At 74.8% G+C, this 16,567-nt stretch carries 16 protein-coding genes; 7 read left to right on the forward strand and 9 right to left on the reverse strand.

Translation table 11 applies throughout. The features are described from left to right. Positions 1–33: 33 nt before the first annotated feature. The gene (locus RMN56_RS23340) at positions 34–768 is read right to left on the reverse strand and encodes an alpha/beta fold hydrolase (RefSeq protein WP_313719670.1); all 735 of its coding nucleotides are present in this window, start codon (positions 766–768) and stop codon (positions 34–36) included. Positions 769–794: 26 nt separating this feature from the next. Further along, positions 795–1,148: a cupin domain-containing protein gene (locus RMN56_RS23345; protein ID WP_313719671.1), complete on the reverse strand. Its 354-nt coding sequence runs from the start codon at positions 1,146–1,148 to the stop codon at positions 795–797. 156 nt (positions 1,149–1,304) lie between these two features. Here RMN56_RS23345 and RMN56_RS23350 point away from each other — a divergent pair, with 156 nt between their 5' ends. Next, on the forward strand, positions 1,305–2,495 hold the full coding sequence (locus RMN56_RS23350; RefSeq protein ID WP_313719672.1) for an SPL family radical SAM protein: 1,191 nt from the start codon (positions 1,305–1,307) through the stop codon (positions 2,493–2,495). A 63-nt stretch (positions 2,496–2,558) separates the two neighbouring features. Here RMN56_RS23350 and RMN56_RS23355 read toward each other — a convergent pair whose 3' ends face one another. The 3 genes from RMN56_RS23355 to RMN56_RS23365 are packed head-to-tail and all read right to left on the reverse strand — an operon-like array spanning position 2,559 to position 3,861. Further along, positions 2,559–3,038, reverse strand: a complete 480-nt coding sequence (locus tag RMN56_RS23355) for an SRPBCC family protein (RefSeq protein ID WP_313719673.1) — start codon at positions 3,036–3,038, stop codon at positions 2,559–2,561. Beyond that, the gene (locus RMN56_RS23360) at positions 3,035–3,358 is read right to left on the reverse strand and encodes an ArsR/SmtB family transcription factor (RefSeq protein ID WP_313719675.1); all 324 of its coding nucleotides are present in this window, start codon (positions 3,356–3,358) and stop codon (positions 3,035–3,037) included. The genes RMN56_RS23355 and RMN56_RS23360 overlap by 4 nt, the downstream gene beginning before the upstream one ends. 32 nt (positions 3,359–3,390) lie before the next feature. After that, entirely contained in the window at positions 3,391–3,861 is a 471-nt protein-coding gene (locus RMN56_RS23365; RefSeq protein WP_313719676.1) for an RrF2 family transcriptional regulator, read from the reverse strand. 125 nt (positions 3,862–3,986) lie between these two features. On the opposite strand from RMN56_RS23365, the gene RMN56_RS23370 reads away from it, so the two are divergent. Further along, the gene (locus tag RMN56_RS23370; protein WP_313719677.1) at positions 3,987–4,727 is read left to right on the forward strand and encodes an SDR family oxidoreductase; all 741 of its coding nucleotides are present in this window, start codon (positions 3,987–3,989) and stop codon (positions 4,725–4,727) included. Between the two features lie 14 nt (positions 4,728–4,741). Here RMN56_RS23370 and RMN56_RS23375 read toward each other — a convergent pair whose 3' ends face one another. The 4 genes from RMN56_RS23375 to RMN56_RS23390 all read right to left on the reverse strand — a co-directional run bounded on the left by RMN56_RS23375 (position 4,742) and on the right by RMN56_RS23390 (position 11,544). After that, positions 4,742–6,991 carry a hypothetical protein gene (locus RMN56_RS23375; RefSeq protein WP_313719678.1) on the reverse strand — a complete coding sequence of 750 codons (2,250 nt, stop codon included), beginning with the start codon at positions 6,989–6,991 and terminating at the stop codon, positions 4,742–4,744. A gap of 133 nt (positions 6,992–7,124) precedes the next feature. Beyond that, positions 7,125–8,201 (reverse strand): hypothetical protein, encoded by a 1,077-nt coding sequence (locus RMN56_RS23380; protein ID WP_313719679.1) that lies wholly within the window; start codon positions 8,199–8,201, stop codon positions 7,125–7,127. Beyond that, positions 8,198–10,258, reverse strand: coding sequence for a hypothetical protein (locus tag RMN56_RS23385; RefSeq protein ID WP_313719680.1), 2,061 nt, complete (start codon positions 10,256–10,258; stop codon positions 8,198–8,200). Before RMN56_RS23385 ends, RMN56_RS23380 begins: the two co-directional genes overlap by 4 nt. Beyond that, complete coding sequence (locus tag RMN56_RS23390) at positions 10,255–11,544, reverse strand: MFS transporter (RefSeq protein ID WP_313719681.1); 1,290 nt, start codon at positions 11,542–11,544, stop codon at positions 10,255–10,257. Before RMN56_RS23390 ends, RMN56_RS23385 begins: the two co-directional genes overlap by 4 nt. 130 nt (positions 11,545–11,674) lie before the next feature. Between RMN56_RS23390 and RMN56_RS23395 the strand changes: the two genes are divergently transcribed. The 5 genes from RMN56_RS23395 to RMN56_RS23415 all read left to right on the forward strand — a co-directional run bounded on the left by RMN56_RS23395 (position 11,675) and on the right by RMN56_RS23415 (position 16,548). Next, the gene (locus RMN56_RS23395; protein WP_313719682.1) at positions 11,675–14,467 is read left to right on the forward strand and encodes an ATP-binding protein; all 2,793 of its coding nucleotides are present in this window, start codon (positions 11,675–11,677) and stop codon (positions 14,465–14,467) included. Positions 14,468–14,547: 80 nt separating this feature from the next. Beyond that, on the forward strand, positions 14,548–15,009 hold the full coding sequence (locus tag RMN56_RS23400; protein WP_313719683.1) for an SRPBCC family protein: 462 nt from the start codon (positions 14,548–14,550) through the stop codon (positions 15,007–15,009). Beyond that, positions 15,006–15,356, forward strand: a complete 351-nt coding sequence (locus RMN56_RS23405; protein ID WP_313719684.1) for an ArsR/SmtB family transcription factor — start codon at positions 15,006–15,008, stop codon at positions 15,354–15,356. Before RMN56_RS23400 ends, RMN56_RS23405 begins: the two co-directional genes overlap by 4 nt. Before the next feature lie 23 nt (positions 15,357–15,379). After that, positions 15,380–15,823, forward strand: coding sequence for an SRPBCC family protein (locus RMN56_RS23410; RefSeq protein ID WP_313719686.1), 444 nt, complete (start codon positions 15,380–15,382; stop codon positions 15,821–15,823). A gap of 131 nt (positions 15,824–15,954) precedes the next feature. Continuing rightward, the gene (locus tag RMN56_RS23415; RefSeq protein ID WP_313719687.1) at positions 15,955–16,548 is read left to right on the forward strand and encodes an NADPH-dependent FMN reductase; all 594 of its coding nucleotides are present in this window, start codon (positions 15,955–15,957) and stop codon (positions 16,546–16,548) included. Positions 16,549–16,567 lie beyond the last annotated feature (19 nt).

Genomic DNA, 16,567 nt, shown 5'->3' on the forward strand with positions numbered 1-16,567 from the left:
CACCGCGGGGGGTGCACAGCGGCCGTATTGCCGTCACCGGGAGACTCCGTCGAGCGCCTGCATGATGACGTCGGTGACCGCCTGGGGCTGGGTGACCATGACGACGTGGGAGGCGTCGACCCGGGTGATCGTGGCGCCGGCACGCTCGGCCATCCGGAGCAGCGCGTCGGTGCCGGCGGCCCGGTCGCCGGTGGCGACGACGGCCCAGGAGGGAAACTTCTTCCAGGCGGGGTTCGTCGTGGGCGTGGAGAAGGCCAGCGAGGAGGCCGGGCGCTGGGTGGCCGCCATGACCGTGGCGTCCTTCTCGGTGAGGTCGGCGGCGAACGCGTCGTGGAACTTCGCCGGGTCGATGAGGAACTCCGTCTCGGTGCCCGAGGCGGTCGGATACTGCACCGGCACCAGCGCCGAGTTCAGCACGCTGTCCTTGGAGCCGCCCTCGATGTCCATCAGCGTCTCGCCGTCCTCGGGGGCGAAGGCGGCGACGTAGACCAGGCCCACGACGTTGTCCACCCGCGAGGCGGCGTTGGTGATGACCGCCCCGCCGTAGGAGTGGCCGACGGCGAGGACCGGGCCCGGCGTCTGCTGGAGGGCGCTCGCCACGTACGCGGCGTCCTCGTCGATGCCACGCAGCGGGTTGGGTACCGCCTTCACGGCGACGCCCGCGGCGGTCAACCGCTCCACCACCCCGTTCCAGCTGGAACTGTCGGCGAAGGCGCCGTGCACCAGGACGACAGTGGGCCTGCCGGAACGCGCGGAGGTGCTGGTCATGATCGGTCCTTTCGGTCGACGGTCCGTCAGTCACACGGCGTCACCAGGGGCTGCGTCTCGTCGACCAGGTACGTCGAGAGCATCATGGTGGTGACGTCGGCCGTGATGTTCCGGGCGTTGTGGACGACTCCGGGCGGGATCAGGAACGGCTCCCCGGCGTGGACCGTCAGGCTGGGCCGGTCGTCGAACTCCATGGCGATCACCCCGTGGATGAGGAACCCCACCTCCTCACCGGGGTGTCGGTGCCGCCCGGATGCCAGCCCGACCGGGATCTCGAACAGGGTCTGCACGATCAGCCGACCCGGTACGGAGGCCGGGTGCCGCTGGAGTTCGGTACGCCGGACGGTGGGCGGCTCCGCGACGCCGGAATGGTGCGACATGCCCGTCTCCCGTCCAGTCGATCTCCACGCTCGCCTGCCGCCCGGGATGCGCGCGGCACCGGGGACGTGGCGTTACCCGCCGCCGGTCGAGACATGCCCGGCCCCGCAGGATCAGCGCCACGGGTTGACGGGAGGGGGAGCGGGTAGGCGGGCCGGATGAGGCCGGACAGCGACTCCGTCGACGTCGACGAGCCGCTCGCCGTGGACGTGTCCCCGGCATCGCACGACGCCAGCGGTGAGGGGGTGCCGACGCGCGACCTGACCGGTCTGGCGCCGGCGGCCCGGCCGGCCCGGCGCTGGACCCCGCGCCGGGTGGTGGCGACTCCGGCGGCCCTCGACCACCCGCACGGGCGGCGGGTGGTCGACCGGGTCGAGGCTCTGGGCATCGAGGTGGAGCGGTTGCGCGCCAACCGGCTGACCGGCGTGCGCGGGGAGACCGAGCGGGAGACGTACGCGCGGGCCAAGGCCACCCTGGCGATCGTGGTCAGCCCGCCGTCGCGGCGGGCGCTGCAGCCGATCGCGCCGAGCGCGGACTGGCGGGTCGACCTGGCCGAGGGCTGCCCGGCGCACTGCCAGTACTGCTATCTCGCCGGGTCGCTGTCCGGCCCGCCGGTGACCCGGGTGTACGCGGACCTCGACGACATCCTCGCCGGGCTGGCCGCGTACGCCGGGCGGGGAACCGTGACCAGCCGCAGCGCCGCGCGGGCCGGCGAGGGCACCACGTTCGAGGCGTCCTGCTACACGGACCCGCTCGCCCTGGAGCACCTGACCGGGAGCTGGCGGCGGGCGGTGGAGCACTTCGCGGCGTGGGACGCGCCGGTGCAACTGCGCTGGACCACCAAGTACGCCGATGTGGACACCTTCGTCGGGGTGCCGCATGCGGGGCGTACGCGGGTGCGGTTCAGCGTCAACGCCGCGCCGGTCAGCGAGCGCCTGGAGGGCGGGACCGCGACGGTGGCGGACCGGCTCGCGGCCCTGCGCCGGCTGGCCCTCGCCGGCTACCCGGTGGGACTGACCATCGCCCCGATCATGCCGGTGCCGGACTGGCGGCGGCACTACGGCGCGCTCCTGGACCGGGTGGCGTCGGCCGTGGCCGGGCTGGCCGGCCTGGACCTGACCGCCGAGCTGATCACCCACCGGTTCACGCCGGGCAGCAAGGAGGTGCTGCTCGGCTGGTATCCGCGGACCCGCCTGGAGATGGACGAGGAGTCCCGCCGGCGCAGGTACGGACGGTTCGGCGCGGTGAAGTTCGTCTACCCGCGCGAGACGATGACGGAGCTGCGTACCTGGTTCGAGCGGGAACTGGCCGCCCGGGTGCCGGCCTGTCGGGTGCTCTACTGGACCTGACCGCGAAGCGGCCCGGTGACGGTGCGGGGACGCGGACGCGCGGTCGCGTCCCCGCACCCGCGGTCAGCGGTCGGTGAACACTGCGGCGTACCGGGTGAGGTAGAGCGGCCAGCCCTCGTCTTGGCCCACGCCGTCGCGGACGGACTGCCAGCCCGGGCCGTGCCGGTCGAGGTGGCGGTGTTCCAGTTCGACGCGGGTGCGGTGGGGGGTCTCGGCCACGAAGCGGACCTCGACCTCGCTGGTGTTGTCAGGGTCGGTCTCGACCTGCCACCGAGGGCTGATGTCCCAGCTGAACACCACCCGGTCCGGCGGCTCGTACGCGAGCACCCGCGCCCAGCGGCACTCGCTGCCGTCGACGCCGCGGTCGTAGATGTGGCCGCCGACCTTGGGCTCGAACACGGTTTCCGCGATCGCCGCGCCGAGCAGGTTGTGCTCCGGCGGCTTGAAGTCACCGAACCGCTCGGTGAACACGGTGAACGCCCGTTCCAGCGGCGCCTCGACGACGATCTGCCGGCGGACCACCGCGGCTTCTGTCTCGGTCATGGGGTCTCCTCGGTCGGTTGTTCGACGGCGCTCCGGTAGCTGTCCAACGCGCGGTGCCAGAACGTGTCGAGCTGGTCCCGTAGCGCGGCCACGCCGGCCGGGTTGAGCCGGTAGACCCGCCGCGTGCCGGCCGCCTGGTCGGTGACCAGCCCGGCGTCCTTGAGGACCTTGAGGTGCTGGGACACCGCCGGTCGGCTGATCGGCAGTTCGTCGGCGAGCTCGCCGACCGCACGGGGTCGCTCGGCCAGGCAGGCGACGATGGCGCGCCGGGTGGGGTCGCCCAGGGCGTCCCAGCCGTCGCCCGTTCGGTAAGTAGCCACGAACGTAAGCTACGGCTTACCGAGGGTGGGAGTCAAGACAGCCAGTCGCGGATGTCGGCGAGCGCGGTGGGGCCGTAGTCCTCGTCGACGTCGCGGGCGAGGTCCGCGATGGAGACGGCGCGGAGGGCGGCGCGCCAGGCGGCGTCGGCGCCGGCCATCGCGCGGGCGATGGGGCACGGCCCGGTGCAGGCCTCCGCCGGTGTGGCCAGCGGGCCGCGCTGGCGGATCTCGGTGCACACGAACGCGGGCTGGTCGCCGTCGACGGCGGCGACGACGTCGAGGATCGTGATCAGTTCGGGCGCCCTGGTGAGGACGTAGCCGCCCGCCTTGCCCTGGACGGAGGTCACGAGGCCGGCGCGGGAGAGCGCCTGCAACTGCTTGGCCAGGTAGCTGCCCGAGACGTCATGCAGCTCCGCCAGCCGGGCCGCCGGCACGGGTTCCGTCGCCGTAGTCAGCACCACGCAGCAGTGCAGCGCCCACTCGACCCCGCCGGACAGCTTCATGGGACCCCCTCTTGACTCGGACAAAGACTATCCGATTAGAGTCTCGGACAGAAGTTATCCGAGTTCGAGGCGGCGTCTCGACGAAGCCGGCGTGCCGTGCGGCACGTCGTGGAAGGGTGAGAGCCATGAAGCTCACAGTCATCGGTGGCACCGGACTGATCGGCTCACAGGTGGTCCAGAAGCTGACCGCGGCCGGGCACGAGGCCGTCCCCGCGTCGCCGTCGACCGGCGTCGACCTGCTCACGGGGGAGGGCCTGGACACGGCGCTGGAGGGCGCCGAGGTCGTCGTCAACGTCGCGAACTCGCCGACCTTCGACGATGCCTCGATCGACTTCTTCCGTACCGCCATGAACAACCTGCTGGCCGCGGGAGAGCGTGCCGGCGTCCGGCACCAGGTGGTCCTCTCGATCGTGGGGGTGGACCAGGTGCCCCAGCTCGACTACTACCGCGCCAAGACCCTGCAGGAGGACCTGCTCCGGCAGGGGCCCACGCCGTACTCGATCGTGCGGGCCACCCAGTTCTTCGAATTCATGAACGCGGTCCTGTCCTGGACCTCCGACGGCACCACGGTTCGCCTGCCCGCCACCCGCATTCAGCCGATGGCCGCCGCGGACGTGGTCGACGCGGTCGTCGACGTCGCCACCGGCGCGCCGCTGAACGGCATCCGCAACGTCGCCGGCCCGGACGTCTTCGCCCTCGACGAGCTCGGCCGGCTCACGCTGGCCGCACAGGGGGACGACCGGAACGTCGTCGTCGACGACAAGGCCGGCATGTTCGCGGTGGTCGAGGGCGACGTGCTGATCGCGGGCCCGGACGCCCACCTGGCGCCCACGCACTACCGGGACTGGATGCGGTCCGCCCACTGAGCCGGGTGGAGCCGTCAGCCGGCGGCGTCCGGCGGGTCCGGCGGCTCGCGGAGGCGCGCGACCAGCTCGCGCGCCGCCTCGATGAACGGCTGGTCGGACTCGCCGGGCCGGTGCCCCTCGATCGGCGGCGGGACGCTGTCGCCCGGTGGCGCCACCACGGCGGCCGGATCCCGCAGCCGGCGGTCCACCGCCGTGGCCGGGTCCCCGGCCGGATCCGGCCCCGCCGGCCGGTGGGCGGAGAAGATCCAGCCCCCGACCGGGTCGGTCGCGCGCCACAGGTTCAGCCACCGCCAGCCGACCCGCGCGCCGATCTCGCGCAGCGCCTCGTCGTCGACGTAGGCGGGGTAGAGCCGGGCGTAGAGGCGGCGCAGCGGTGAGCCGTAGGTGAGCAGCGCGACCCGGCGGCTGACCCGGGGCGGCAACTGGAGCACCGTCGCGGCGGCCAGGACCGAGCCGTGGCTGTGGCCGGTGAGCAGGACGGCGTTGCCGGACTCGACCAGGAAGGTGATGCGCCGGGCCAGCTCCGGCACGGCGCGCTCGGCGTAGCAGGGCGGCGCGAACGGGTGGGCGGCCCGGGGCCAGAACGTGCCGAGGTCCCACAGGATGCCGACGTGACGCCTGAACTCGGCGGTCCGGTAGGCGAAGATCGCGCCGAGCACCAGGCCGAGGATGACCGCCGCGATCACCCAGCTGCCGAACGCGATGAGGAAGGTGACCAGGTCGGCCGGCACCCCGGCGAACCGCTCGATGACGTCACCCGGCCACACCTCCATCCGGCCGAGGGTGGTGGTGGCCGTGCCGATCCCGGCGAGGCAGGCGTAGACCACGGCCAGCGGTATCAGGATCTCGGTGAACCGCGCCCGAGCCACCGCCTTTCGCACCTGCCGCAGCCGGGGTTCGGCGTCCGGCGGCGGGTCGGGATGGTCGCGCGCGACGATCGCCGCCGCGGCGCGGAGCCGGCCCGGCCGGGAGAGCAGGGTCACCAGGCCCGCCACGACCAGGGTGATCAGCACGGCCCGGAAGAAGCCGAAGATCGCCCAGGTGTACGCCCGCGGCGGCCAGGCGGTGATGGCCTCCCCCGTCGGCGCGTCACGGTCCAGGAAGTCGGCCACCCGGTAGACCAGCTCGGCGGAGTACGCCACCGCCAGGCTGATCGCCGCGGCCGCCATCGCCAGCGCTCCCAGCCCGAGCAGCGGGGTGGCGCCCGGCCCGCGGTCCCGGCGGCACAGCAGCACGACGCCCAGGGCGGCCAGCAGGGTCGTCTGGATGACGAACAGCCAGGTGAGGATCATGTCGTAGCCGGGCAGGCCGCCACCCTCGCGCCACGGCGCCGGACCGGCCAGGACGTGGGCCGTGACGACGACGGTGAGGACCAGCGTGACCGTCCGCAGCGTGCTGGTGATCCGGTCGAGTCGCCGGTCCGTGGCGGCCCGGTCGATCAGCGGCGGCGTGCAGAGCAGGACGGCGCAGGTGACCAGGACCGCCCCGGTGACGACCGCCAGCGCCACGGTGCCGGCCGAGACGCCGGGTGCGGCCCGGGCGGCGAGCAGCGTGACGTCCAGCGTCGCGAACGCCGCCGCGACGTGGATGGAGCGCAGCCGGCCCACCAACGGCTCGGAGTCCCACCGGCCGACGGTGCCGAGCTGATGGGCGGACACCTCGGCCTCGGGTGCGCGGAACGCCTCGAACACCCGCCCCGGGCGGGTACTGGCACGCCAGAGCAGGCCGACGGCGCCGGCCGGCACCAGCGCCAGCACCGCCAGCCGCAGCCCGACCGGCCGCCCACCCAGCCAGGACAACCAGGTGCGCCCGGCCAGGCAGTGCGGCGACGCCGTGCACTTCCACGCGATCAGGTCCAGTGCCACGCCGGCGCACGCGAGCACGTACAGCGCGGTCAGCGTGAGCGCCAGCAACCGGCACAGCGACCGGACCGTCACGTCGGAGCCGCGGCCCGGCGGACGCATCCAGATCGCCACGTTGACCAGCATGAACGGCAGCAGGAAGACCAGCGAGAGGGTCCGGGCCACGGTCCCGGCGGGCAGGTCACCCCAGCGGTACGCCTCCAGCGTCACCCGCCCGGCCCCGCCGGCGCCCGGTCTGCGGCGGGCGGGCCGGTAGAAGCCGCCGCTGCGGTCGCCCGCGACCTGCTCGACCTGCGGCAGGTCCAGGACCTGGCCGGCGCTCGCCCGGGAGGCCCCGTGCACCCGCAGCTCGATCACGTCGCCGGAAGCCGCCGGCCCGCCCCGCGCTGCCGCACCCGACATGGGCCCCCCGAGTCGTCTCCTGGGGGCCAGACCGGGTGAACCCGGCCGAGGAGGGCCCCGCCGCTCGGGGCGGTCTACCCCGCCCGGCCGGGCCCAACCGCTCCCCGGCGTCGCCACGCACCCTCCGGACCCGTCAGGCGCGGTCCCGGTCACCGCTCCGGCGGGTCGTGGCGCCCGCCGGAGCCGGTCCGGCCGTCCGCCGTGCCCGGCCGGCGGACAGCAGGACGCCGACGCCGGCCAGGATCGCTCCGACGGCGGCGGCGTGCCCCGCGAGGTCGGCGGGAATGCCCAGGTAGACCGTGATGCCGAGGATGCGGGACAGGCCCCAGGGCAGCAGCGCCAGCTGGTCGTTCCACACCGTCAACGCGCGTTCCAGGCCGATCACCGCGACCAGACCGGCCAGCACGCCGAGCGGGACGCCCGCGGCGGTCAGGGTCAGCCCGACGACCCGGCGTCGCCGCACGGCGTACCGGTCGCGGAGGACGACGGCGGTGGCCACGAACAGCCAGCCGAACGCGGCGAACGCGGTCGTGAGGTAGGCGGCGCGCAGGGCCGGCGCGGTCCAGAAGGCGAACCAGTAGCCGCCGGGCCCGCGGCCGGCGAGCGCCGCCAGGAGCAGCACGCTGCGCAGCAGCGCGACGCCGCCCACCACGGCCCACAGGTGGAACGGATCCCGCCGGCCGACGGCGACGCGGACGACGAGGGCGAACAGCGCCCACCCGCCGAGGCTGACCAGCAGGTGCGCCGGGGCGGCGAACCACGTGAACACGAGCCGGCTCGCCACCAGGACCACGGCCGGGACCAGCCACACGAGAACCCGGTCCGCCCGGGACCGGGGCGCCGGCAGCGCGGCCACCCGCCACGGTCGGACCGCGCCCAGCAGCAGCCCGCGCGCGGCAGCCGCGCCGAACCCCCGCCCGCGCAGGCCGAGCAGCCCCACCGCCAGGATCAGCGCGAGCAGCGCCCGGGCCGCCCAGGCCATGGCCGGGTCCCGGTCCGCGCGCTGCGCCCCGAGGTCGGCGGCAGTGAAGTTGTACGCGGGCAGGTCCGGGTCGGCGCCGTAGCGCTGCCGGTGCGCGTCCCGCGCCTGCTGGTACGCCGTCGCGGCGGCCCGCCAGCCGTCGTGGGCGGCCGGGGTGCCGGTGTCCAGCCACTGCGCGTGCCGCAGCACCATGGTCCGGTAGGCGGCCAGCGCCTCGAACAGGTTCACCTGGTAGTCCAGCGTGCCGGTGAAGTGCTCGCGGAGCGCCGCGTCCGCCAGGTCGCCGGGTCGGTGGCGGCCACCAGGTCCCGCATGCGCCGGGCCAGCGCGACGGCCTGCCCACCCTCGTCGATCGCCTCCTCGACCCGGCCTCCGGTGACCGCGTAGATGCTGTCCAGGGCCGCCGAGTCGCCGGTCGGGATGTCCCACTCGAAGATCCACATCATCGGCGGTGGCTCCAGTCCGAGCGCCCGCACCGACCGGTCGGCGTACGGCCCGATGTAGAGCCCGCGGGTGACCGCCGGCCGGGACAGCGCCATGGCCTGCCCGATCGCCGCCACGGTGTCCGGGTCGGCGGAGAACGTGCGGTACGCCCAGTCCGCCGTGACCTGCGCCGGATCGGTGTCCGGATCCCAGGCCAGCCGCGCCACGGCGTACGTGTTGAGGTCGTAGAGCTGCCAGAACCCGGTGCGCAGGTAGAGCGACATCGGTCCGGCGCGCAGCGGGCCGCCGTCCTGGGTCCAGTTCCAGACGCCCTCGACCCTCGGGTTGGCGGCGAGGAACGCCCGCAGCGCCTGGCGGTGCAGCGGGCCGAGGTCGTTGGGCAGCGAGCCGAACCCCTCGAACTCGCGGCGGGCCTGGAACTCCACGATGCGGCGGTGCGCACCGGCCAGCAGGGTGGTGTTCAGCGGCAGGTGGCTGTAGAAGTCGCCGAGGGTGTACTTGGTGGACACGATCAGGTGCGGGTCGTCGATGCCGCCCAGCACCCGCGCGTACGACTCCGGGTTGGTGTGCAGGTCGCCGACCGCGCCCACGCCGACCGTCCAGGTCCGGAAGATAACCTCCCGGCCGGCTTTCCCCGCGGTGTCCAGCAGTGCGCGCAGCATCGCCCGCACGGACGCCTCCGTGGTGACGGCCAGCTTCGAGGAGTAGTCCCAGCCGTCCTGGGCGTACACCTCGCCGCCCTCGCCGACGCGGACCATCAGCCCGTCGACGAACGGCATGCTCTCGAACAGCTCGGCCAGCCCGGCCTGGTAGACGGCCCAGAGCCGGGGATCGGCCACGTTGAGCCCGCCGACGGTCCTCGTCAGGTACGCCTCCAGCGGCGGCGAGACGGCGAGCATGTCGGTGAGCAGGAAGACCTTCACGCCCATCTGCTCGGCGTACCCGAAGACCGGTCCGAACGCCGCGACCATGGCCCGCGCGCGGTCGACGTGGGTGTCGCCCGGCGGGTACACCGCGTGCCCGTCGCCGACCTTCGCGAAGGTGACGTACTCCAGGAAGCCCGGCACCACGACGGCGTTGTAGCCCTGGGCCACCGAGTGGTCGACGAACTGCCGGAACTGCGCGCCGACGCGGGCCATCGCGTCGGCGTCCACCCACGGCGCCCGCGGCAGGAGCGCCGGCCCGACCACGTCGGTGTTCAGGCGGTAGTCGTCGCCCGCGGCGAAGGCAGCGGGGTCCGGCTCGCGGCCCACCGAGCCGGCGTCGGTGAGCCGCAGGCCGAGCCGGGGCGTGACCAGCCGGCCCGCGTCGGCGGCGGGCAGCACCTCGGCGCCGGAGCGGATCCGGTCGGCGAGCCGGTACAGCCCGGCCGCGGCGCCCGCCACGTCGGTCCCGTCGACGGCCAGTTCGGTCCCGCGGGCGCCGAGCCGGTAGGACTCCGGCGCCGCGCCCGGCGCGGCGAGCACGGCCGCCCGCAGCGTGGTCAGCGCCGACGGGTCCGGTGCGGTCGGGCTCGCCGGGGTCGTGGTCTCCGGCGGCGCCGGCGCGGCCGGGGTGACGGCCGGGCGGGGCAGGCCGCGCGCGGCGAGGGCGTCGGCGACCGCGGCTCCGGCCTTGCGGGTCCGCGCCTCGTCGGGCACGACCACGGACGCCAGCGGCGGCGCCGGCGCGGCGACCCGCCGGGGCGCGGCGGCGGCGTCCTCGCGCGGCACGGCCGCGGGGGCGTGACTCAGCCCGAGCGCGTCGTCGACGCCCCAGGCCACACCCGCGCCGAGCACCAACAGGACGATCGCGGCGGCGAGCAGCGGGTACGGCCTCCGGGCCGGAGTGACGTGAATCACGCTCGCATCGTAGAGGTGCTCCCGCCGCTGCCCGTGTGCGCGGGCCGGCGGTCGAACCGGGCGGGTCGCAGGGCGGCGGCGACACCGGCGCCCAGCGCGATCGTGAGCACGGCGGAGATCAGCAGGGTGTGCCGGCCGCCGACCGCCGCGACGAGCGGACCGCCCAGCAGGGTGCCCAGCGCGGTGGCCGGAGTGGTCAGCGCGGTGCGGGCGGCGAGCACCCGGCTCAGGGCCTGCGGTGGGGTGTCCCGCTGGAACAGCGCCGTGGAGATGGCGGTGAACGGGCCGTAGACCAGGCCGCCGAGGGCCAGCCCGACCAGCCCGGGCACGACGGCGTCGGTGAGCCCGAGGGGGAGCAGGGTGGCGCCCCAGCCCACGATGATGCCCACCACGACCGGCCAGGGCGCGCGGCGCCGCAGCAGCGGAGCCCCGAGCGCGCCCGCCGTCGCCCCGACGCCGAACACCGTCCAGTAGAGACCCAGCAGGCCCGGCGAGCCGTGCAACCCGTGGGCCACGTGGACCGGCAGGGCCACCTCGACCGGGCCGTAGAGGAAGAAGAACGCGCAGGTGACCGCGATCAGCCCGAGCAGGCGTGGCCGGTCCGCGATGGTGCGCCAGCCACCCGCCGCCGGCTCGGCCGCCGTCACGCCGACGGCGGCGGCCTGCCGGGCCCGGACCGTCCAGCCGGCCACGGCCAGCACCGCGAAGCTCGCCGCGTCGACCCCGATCACCCAGCCGGGGCCGACCAGCGCGGTCAGCCCGCCGGCCAGGGCCGGGCCGACCACGAAGGCGGCCTGCGCGAACGTGGACAGCAGCGCGTTGCCGGTGAGCCGGTCCTCCTCCTCCGGCAGCACCTCCGCGACGAGCGTGTACGCCCCGGCGTTCCCCCACGCGTGCAGCAGGGAGGACACCGCCAGCAACGCCACGTACGTCACCGGCTCCAGCAGCCCCGACACCGCCAGGACCGCGACCGTGCCGAGGGCCACCGCCCGTACCGAGGCGTCGGCCGCCACGAGCTGCGCGGCGCGCATCCCCCGCACCAGCCGGGCGAGCACGGCCGCGCCGATCGGGGCCGGCAGCGCGTACGCGGCCACGGCCAGCCCGGTCCAGACACCGGCCTGGCCGGCCGGCGCGATCTGGACCGCGAGCCACGCCACGGCGACCATGCTCATGCCGTCGCCGAGGGACGAGACCAGCACTCCGGGCAGGATCCGGCGGAGCACCGGCTGTCTCAGCAGCCGCCCCACCGAGCCGGCCCACGACCGCACACCAGACCCTGGGTTCATCTCCGCGCTCCGTTCGCCGTCACCGATCTGCCTGCGCCTGAGCCTCGCCCGTGGGAGGCGGGACCGGCATCGGTGCCGACCACGGAAACCACCACGGATCGACGGCTCGGGGATGGGCGAGAATGGGCCCGTGACGGCGACGGGGGAGGTCTCGGCCCGCGAGGCCGAGGTGTTGGCACTGGTGGGGGAGCACCTCAGCAACGCCGAGATCGGGGCACGGCTGTTCATCTCGGTGCGCACCGTGGAGAGCCATGTCTCCTCGCTCCTGCGCAAGCTGGCGCTGCCGGACCGGCGGGCGCTCGCCCAGCGCGCGTCCGAGCTGGGTCGCGCCGACCGGTCCCATCCGGCGCCGGCCCTGCCGACGCCGCTGACCTCGTTCGTCGGCCGGGCCCGGGAGCGGGCCGAGCTGGCCGAGATCGTCAAGACCCACCGGCAGGTGACCGCGGTCGGCCCCGGCGGCGTGGGCAAGACCCGGCTCGCGTTGACGCTGGCCGCCGAGGCGGCCGACGAGTACGCCGACGGCGTGTGGTTCGTCGACCTGGTCCCGGTCACCGACCCGGGCGCCACCGTGGTCGCGGCCGCGGTCGCCGCCGCGCTCGGCCTCGGCGAGCAGCCCGGCACCGCCATCGACGAGTCGGTGGTCGCCGCGCTGGCCGACCGGCACGCCCTGCTGGTGCTGGACAACTGCGAGCAGGTGCGGGACGGGGTGGCGCCGTTCGTCGAGCGGCTGCTCGCGGCCTGCCCCCGGGTGACGGTGCTGGCGACCAGCCGGGCCCGACTCATGGTGCCGTTCGAGCGGGTGTACCCGGTGCCGCCGCTGTCCCTGGCCGGCGACGGGGAGTCCGACGCCGTCGCGCTGTTCCTGGAGCGGGCGGCGGCCGTGGGCCGGCCGCCGGATCCCGCCCTGCGCGACCACGTCGCCGCGGTCTGCGCGCGGCTCGACGGGGTGGCGCTGGCCATCGAGCTGGCCGCCGCCCGCTGGTCCACGCTCGGGCTCGACGGCCTCACGGCCGGCCTGTCCGACCAGCTCCGGATGCTCGCCGGCGGGTCCCGCGCCGACGACCGGCACCGCTCCGTGCGGGCGGCGCTGGACTGGAGCCACGCCCTGCTGGAGCCGGCCGACCGGGCGCTGCTGCGCCGGGTGTCGGTGTTCGTGGCGCCGTTCACCGTCGCGGCGGCGGCGGAGGTCGCCGGGTCCGACGTGGGCATGGTCGCCGACGGTCTGGCCCGGCTCGCCGAGCAGAGCCTGCTGGTGGTGACGGCCTCCCTCGGCGGCACCGAGTACCGGGCGCTGGAGACCATCCGCCAGTACGGGACGGAGCGGCTCACCGAGGCCGGCGAGCTGGACGACGCGCGCGCCCGGCACCTGCGCTGGTGCCTGGCCGAGGCCGCCGGCCTGGCGGTGGTCGGCGCGGACTGGCGGGCGCGCTTCGACGCGGTGGCGGACGACCTCCGGTCCGCGCTGGCGTGGGCGGCCGACCGGCCCGGGCAGCGCACCGACGCGTACCGCCTCGCCCGGCGCCTGGCGGAGCTGACCTTCACCCGCAACCTGGTCGGCGAGTCGCAGCTGCGTTTCGCGCAGGCGGCCGCGCTCGCGGACGACCCGGCCGACACCGCGTCGATGCTCCGGGAGGCCGCGGCCGTGGCCGGCTGCCGGATGCGCGGCGACGACATGTACCGCTTCCAGCGCGCCGCCGCGGACGCGGCCCGCCGGGCGGGGGACACCGCGGGCGCCGCCGTCGACCTGGCGACCGCCGCCACCAACGCCTACCGGTTCTGGAGCAAGTTCGCCCGGCTCACGCCGGAGGCCGAGGCGGTCGCGCTCATCGCCGAGGCGCGGGAGCTGGCCGGCGACGATCCGGCCGCCGCGGCCGCGCTGGCGCTGGCCGAGGCCGGGGTGCTCACCGACGCGTTCGGCGCCGCCCAGGGGCCGGCCGAGAACGCCGTGCCGGAGACGGTCGCCCGCGCCGAACGGGCGGTGGAACTGGCGCACCGCACGGGGGACCCGCTCGCCGAGTCCGCCGCGCTCGACGCGCTCACCGGCGCCCGGAGCTGGGCCGGTGACGCGTTCGCCGCCGCGGCCACGGCGCGGCGCCGGATCACGCTGCTCTCGGCCGCGCCGGACACACCGGCCGGCACCCACGAGCTGATCGACGCTCTCGGCATGGCCACCGAGGCCGGCCTCGGTGCCGGGGACCTGCCGGGCGCCCGCCGGTGGGGCCGGCAGCTCGCGGATCATCCGTTGCTCGCCGAGGTCGGCCACCGTGCCACGAGCTGGCTGCTGGTGGCCGGCGCGTTCGCGGGCAACGTCGACGAGGTCCTCACCGGCAGCGCCCGGTTCCTGGAGGCATGGCAGCGGGCCGGCAGCCCCGCCCGGTCGGTTCTCGGCCCGGCCGTGGCCGGTGTGGCGATGATCCACGGCCTGCGCGACGACCACGACACCCGGCGCGAGTGGGACGCGGTCCTGCGCCGGCTGGGGACCCCGCCGGAGCATGTCTACGGCTACGGCGCGGTCTTCGACGCCATGCTCATGCTGCACCAGGGGCGGGCCGGGGAGGCGTGGGAGCGGCTGGCGCCCGAGCCGGCCGACGTGTGGAAGTGGGTCACCTGGATCTGGCTCCACTGGTACGTGGCGCTGCGCGCCGAGGCGAGCGTGCTCGCCGGGAACCCCGACGCGGCCGATCGCCTGGCCGAGGCGCGGGCCGTCGTGGCCGGCAACCCGGTCGCGGCCGCCATCGTGGAGCGGGCGGCGGCGTTGTTCGACGACGACCGGCGGCGGCTGCTCGCCACGGCTGCCGCGTTCGACGCGAGCGGTTGCCGCTACCAGGCGGCCCGGACCCTGGTACTCGCCGGCGGCGACCACGCCGTCCGCGGGTCCGCGGCGCTCGCCGGCCTCGGTCTCGCCCCCATGGCGCCCCGCTGACGTCAAAGCGCAACCAGTGGTTGCGTGAGGCCGGACTTCCGGGTAGCGTCATGCGCAACCAAACGTTGCAGGAGGTCGTCATGGAGTTCGGAACCATCGAGCGCGAGATCTACGTCGAGGCGTCGCCCGAGATCGTCTTCGAGGTGGTGAGCAGCCCCGACCACCTCAGGCAGTGGTGGCCGGACGACGCCCGGTACGACCCGACGCCCGGGTCGACGGGGGAGATCGTCTTCGGCGACCGCGACGCCGCCGGGACGGCCGTGCCGTTCACCGTCGTCGACGCGCGACCGCCGCGGACGTTCTCCTTCCGCTGGACGCACCCGGCCGGCGAGGTCGCGGCGGAGGGCAACTCGCTGCTGGTCACCTTCGACCTCACCCCGTCGGGCGCCGGGACGCTGCTCAGGATGACCGAGAGCGGCTTCCGGGAGATGGGCTGGGAGATCGCCGTGCTGGAGCAGCAGTACCAGGAGCACGTCACCGGCTGGGACTTCTTCCTGCCGCGGCTGGCGCCGTACGCCGCGACGCTGCCGGTGCGGGCATGAGCACCGGGGTCATGGAGCAGGTCGACGACGACCTCTGGTCCGCGATCGGGGACCCGACCCGGCGCCGGATGCTCGACCTGCTGCTCATCGAGGGCGACGGCACCGCGACCACGCTCAGCCAGCAGATGCCGGTCACCCGGCAGGCGGTGGCCAAGCACCTCGCTGTCCTCGACCGTGTCGGCCTGGTCCGGGCGACGCCGGCCGGCCGCGAGAAGCGCTACCGGGTGGACGACGCGCAACTCGCCCGCGCGGTGGCCCAGCTGTCGTCGGTCGGATCGGCGTGGGACGCCCGGCTGCGGCGGATCAAGCGGATCGCCGAGGCCATCCAGCGCAGCCAGACGGACTGACAAGAGGATCAGGGGGAGTCGAGATGGTGGACATTCTGCACCGCGTCGGGGTCAAGAGCCCGACGCCGGACAACGTGTACGACGCGCTGACGACCGTCGAGGGCCTCGCCGGCTGGTGGACCGACGACACGAAGGGCAGTGGCGAGGCCGGCGGCGTCCTCGAGTTCCGCTTCCCGCCGGGTGGCTTCGACATGGAGGTCGTCGAGCTCCGGCCCGCCGAGCGGGTGACCTGGCGGGTGGTCGACGGCCCCGAGGAGTGGGTGGGGACCACGGTCGAGTGGGACCTCCGCCAGGACGGCGACTACACGATCGTGCTCTTCACGCACCGGGGTTGGCGGGAGCCGGTGGAGTTCATGCACCACTGCAGCACCAAGTGGGGCTCGTACCTGATGAGCCTCAAGTCGCTGGTGGAGACCGGCGAGGGCGCGCCGTCGCCGCGGGACGTGCAGATCAGCGACTGGCACTGAGGCCGGGTCACGGCCTCCCCGTGACCGACCAGGGACGACCGTGCCGTCGGTGCCGCCGTTCGAAACCGTGTCGACCGGGTACACGCCGGCCGCGACCGCTGTCACCGGGCGGACGGACGGAAGGAACCGCGATGACCAGGATCGGCATCATCATCATCGGCAGCACGCGTCCCGGACGTAACGGGGAGACCGTGGCCCGGTGGGTCCACGAGATCGCCGCCCAGCGCGACGACGCCCAGTACGAACTCGTCGACATCAAGGAATTCAACCTGCCCCACCTCGACGAGATGGCGCCCCCGTCGCTCGGCCAGTACACCCAGCCGCACACCCTGCGGTGGGCCGAGAAGATCGCCTCGTTCGACGGCTACGTCTTCGTCACGCCGGAGTACAACCACTCCACCTCCGGCGCGCTGAAGAACGCGATCGACTTCCTCTACGCGGAGTGGAACAACAAGGCGGCCGGGTTCGTCAGTTACGGCAGCGTCGGCGGCGCCCGCGCGGTGGAGCACCTCCGCCTCGTGGTCGCCGAGCTGCAGATGGCGGACGTGCGGGCCCAGGTGGCGCTCTCCCTCTTCACCGACTTCGAGAACTTCAGTGTCTTCAAGCCCAGCGAGCACCAGGTCGGCGCCGTGAACACGATGCTCGACCAGCTGGTGGCCTGGAGCGGAGCCCTGGCGACCCTGCGCTCCGGCACGACGATGGCCACCCCGCAGTCCCACGCGTAGCGGCCGGGCCGGATCCCAC

This window comes from Micromonospora halotolerans (genome assembly GCF_032108445.1).
Lineage (GTDB): Bacteria > Actinomycetota > Actinomycetes > Mycobacteriales > Micromonosporaceae > Micromonospora > Micromonospora halotolerans.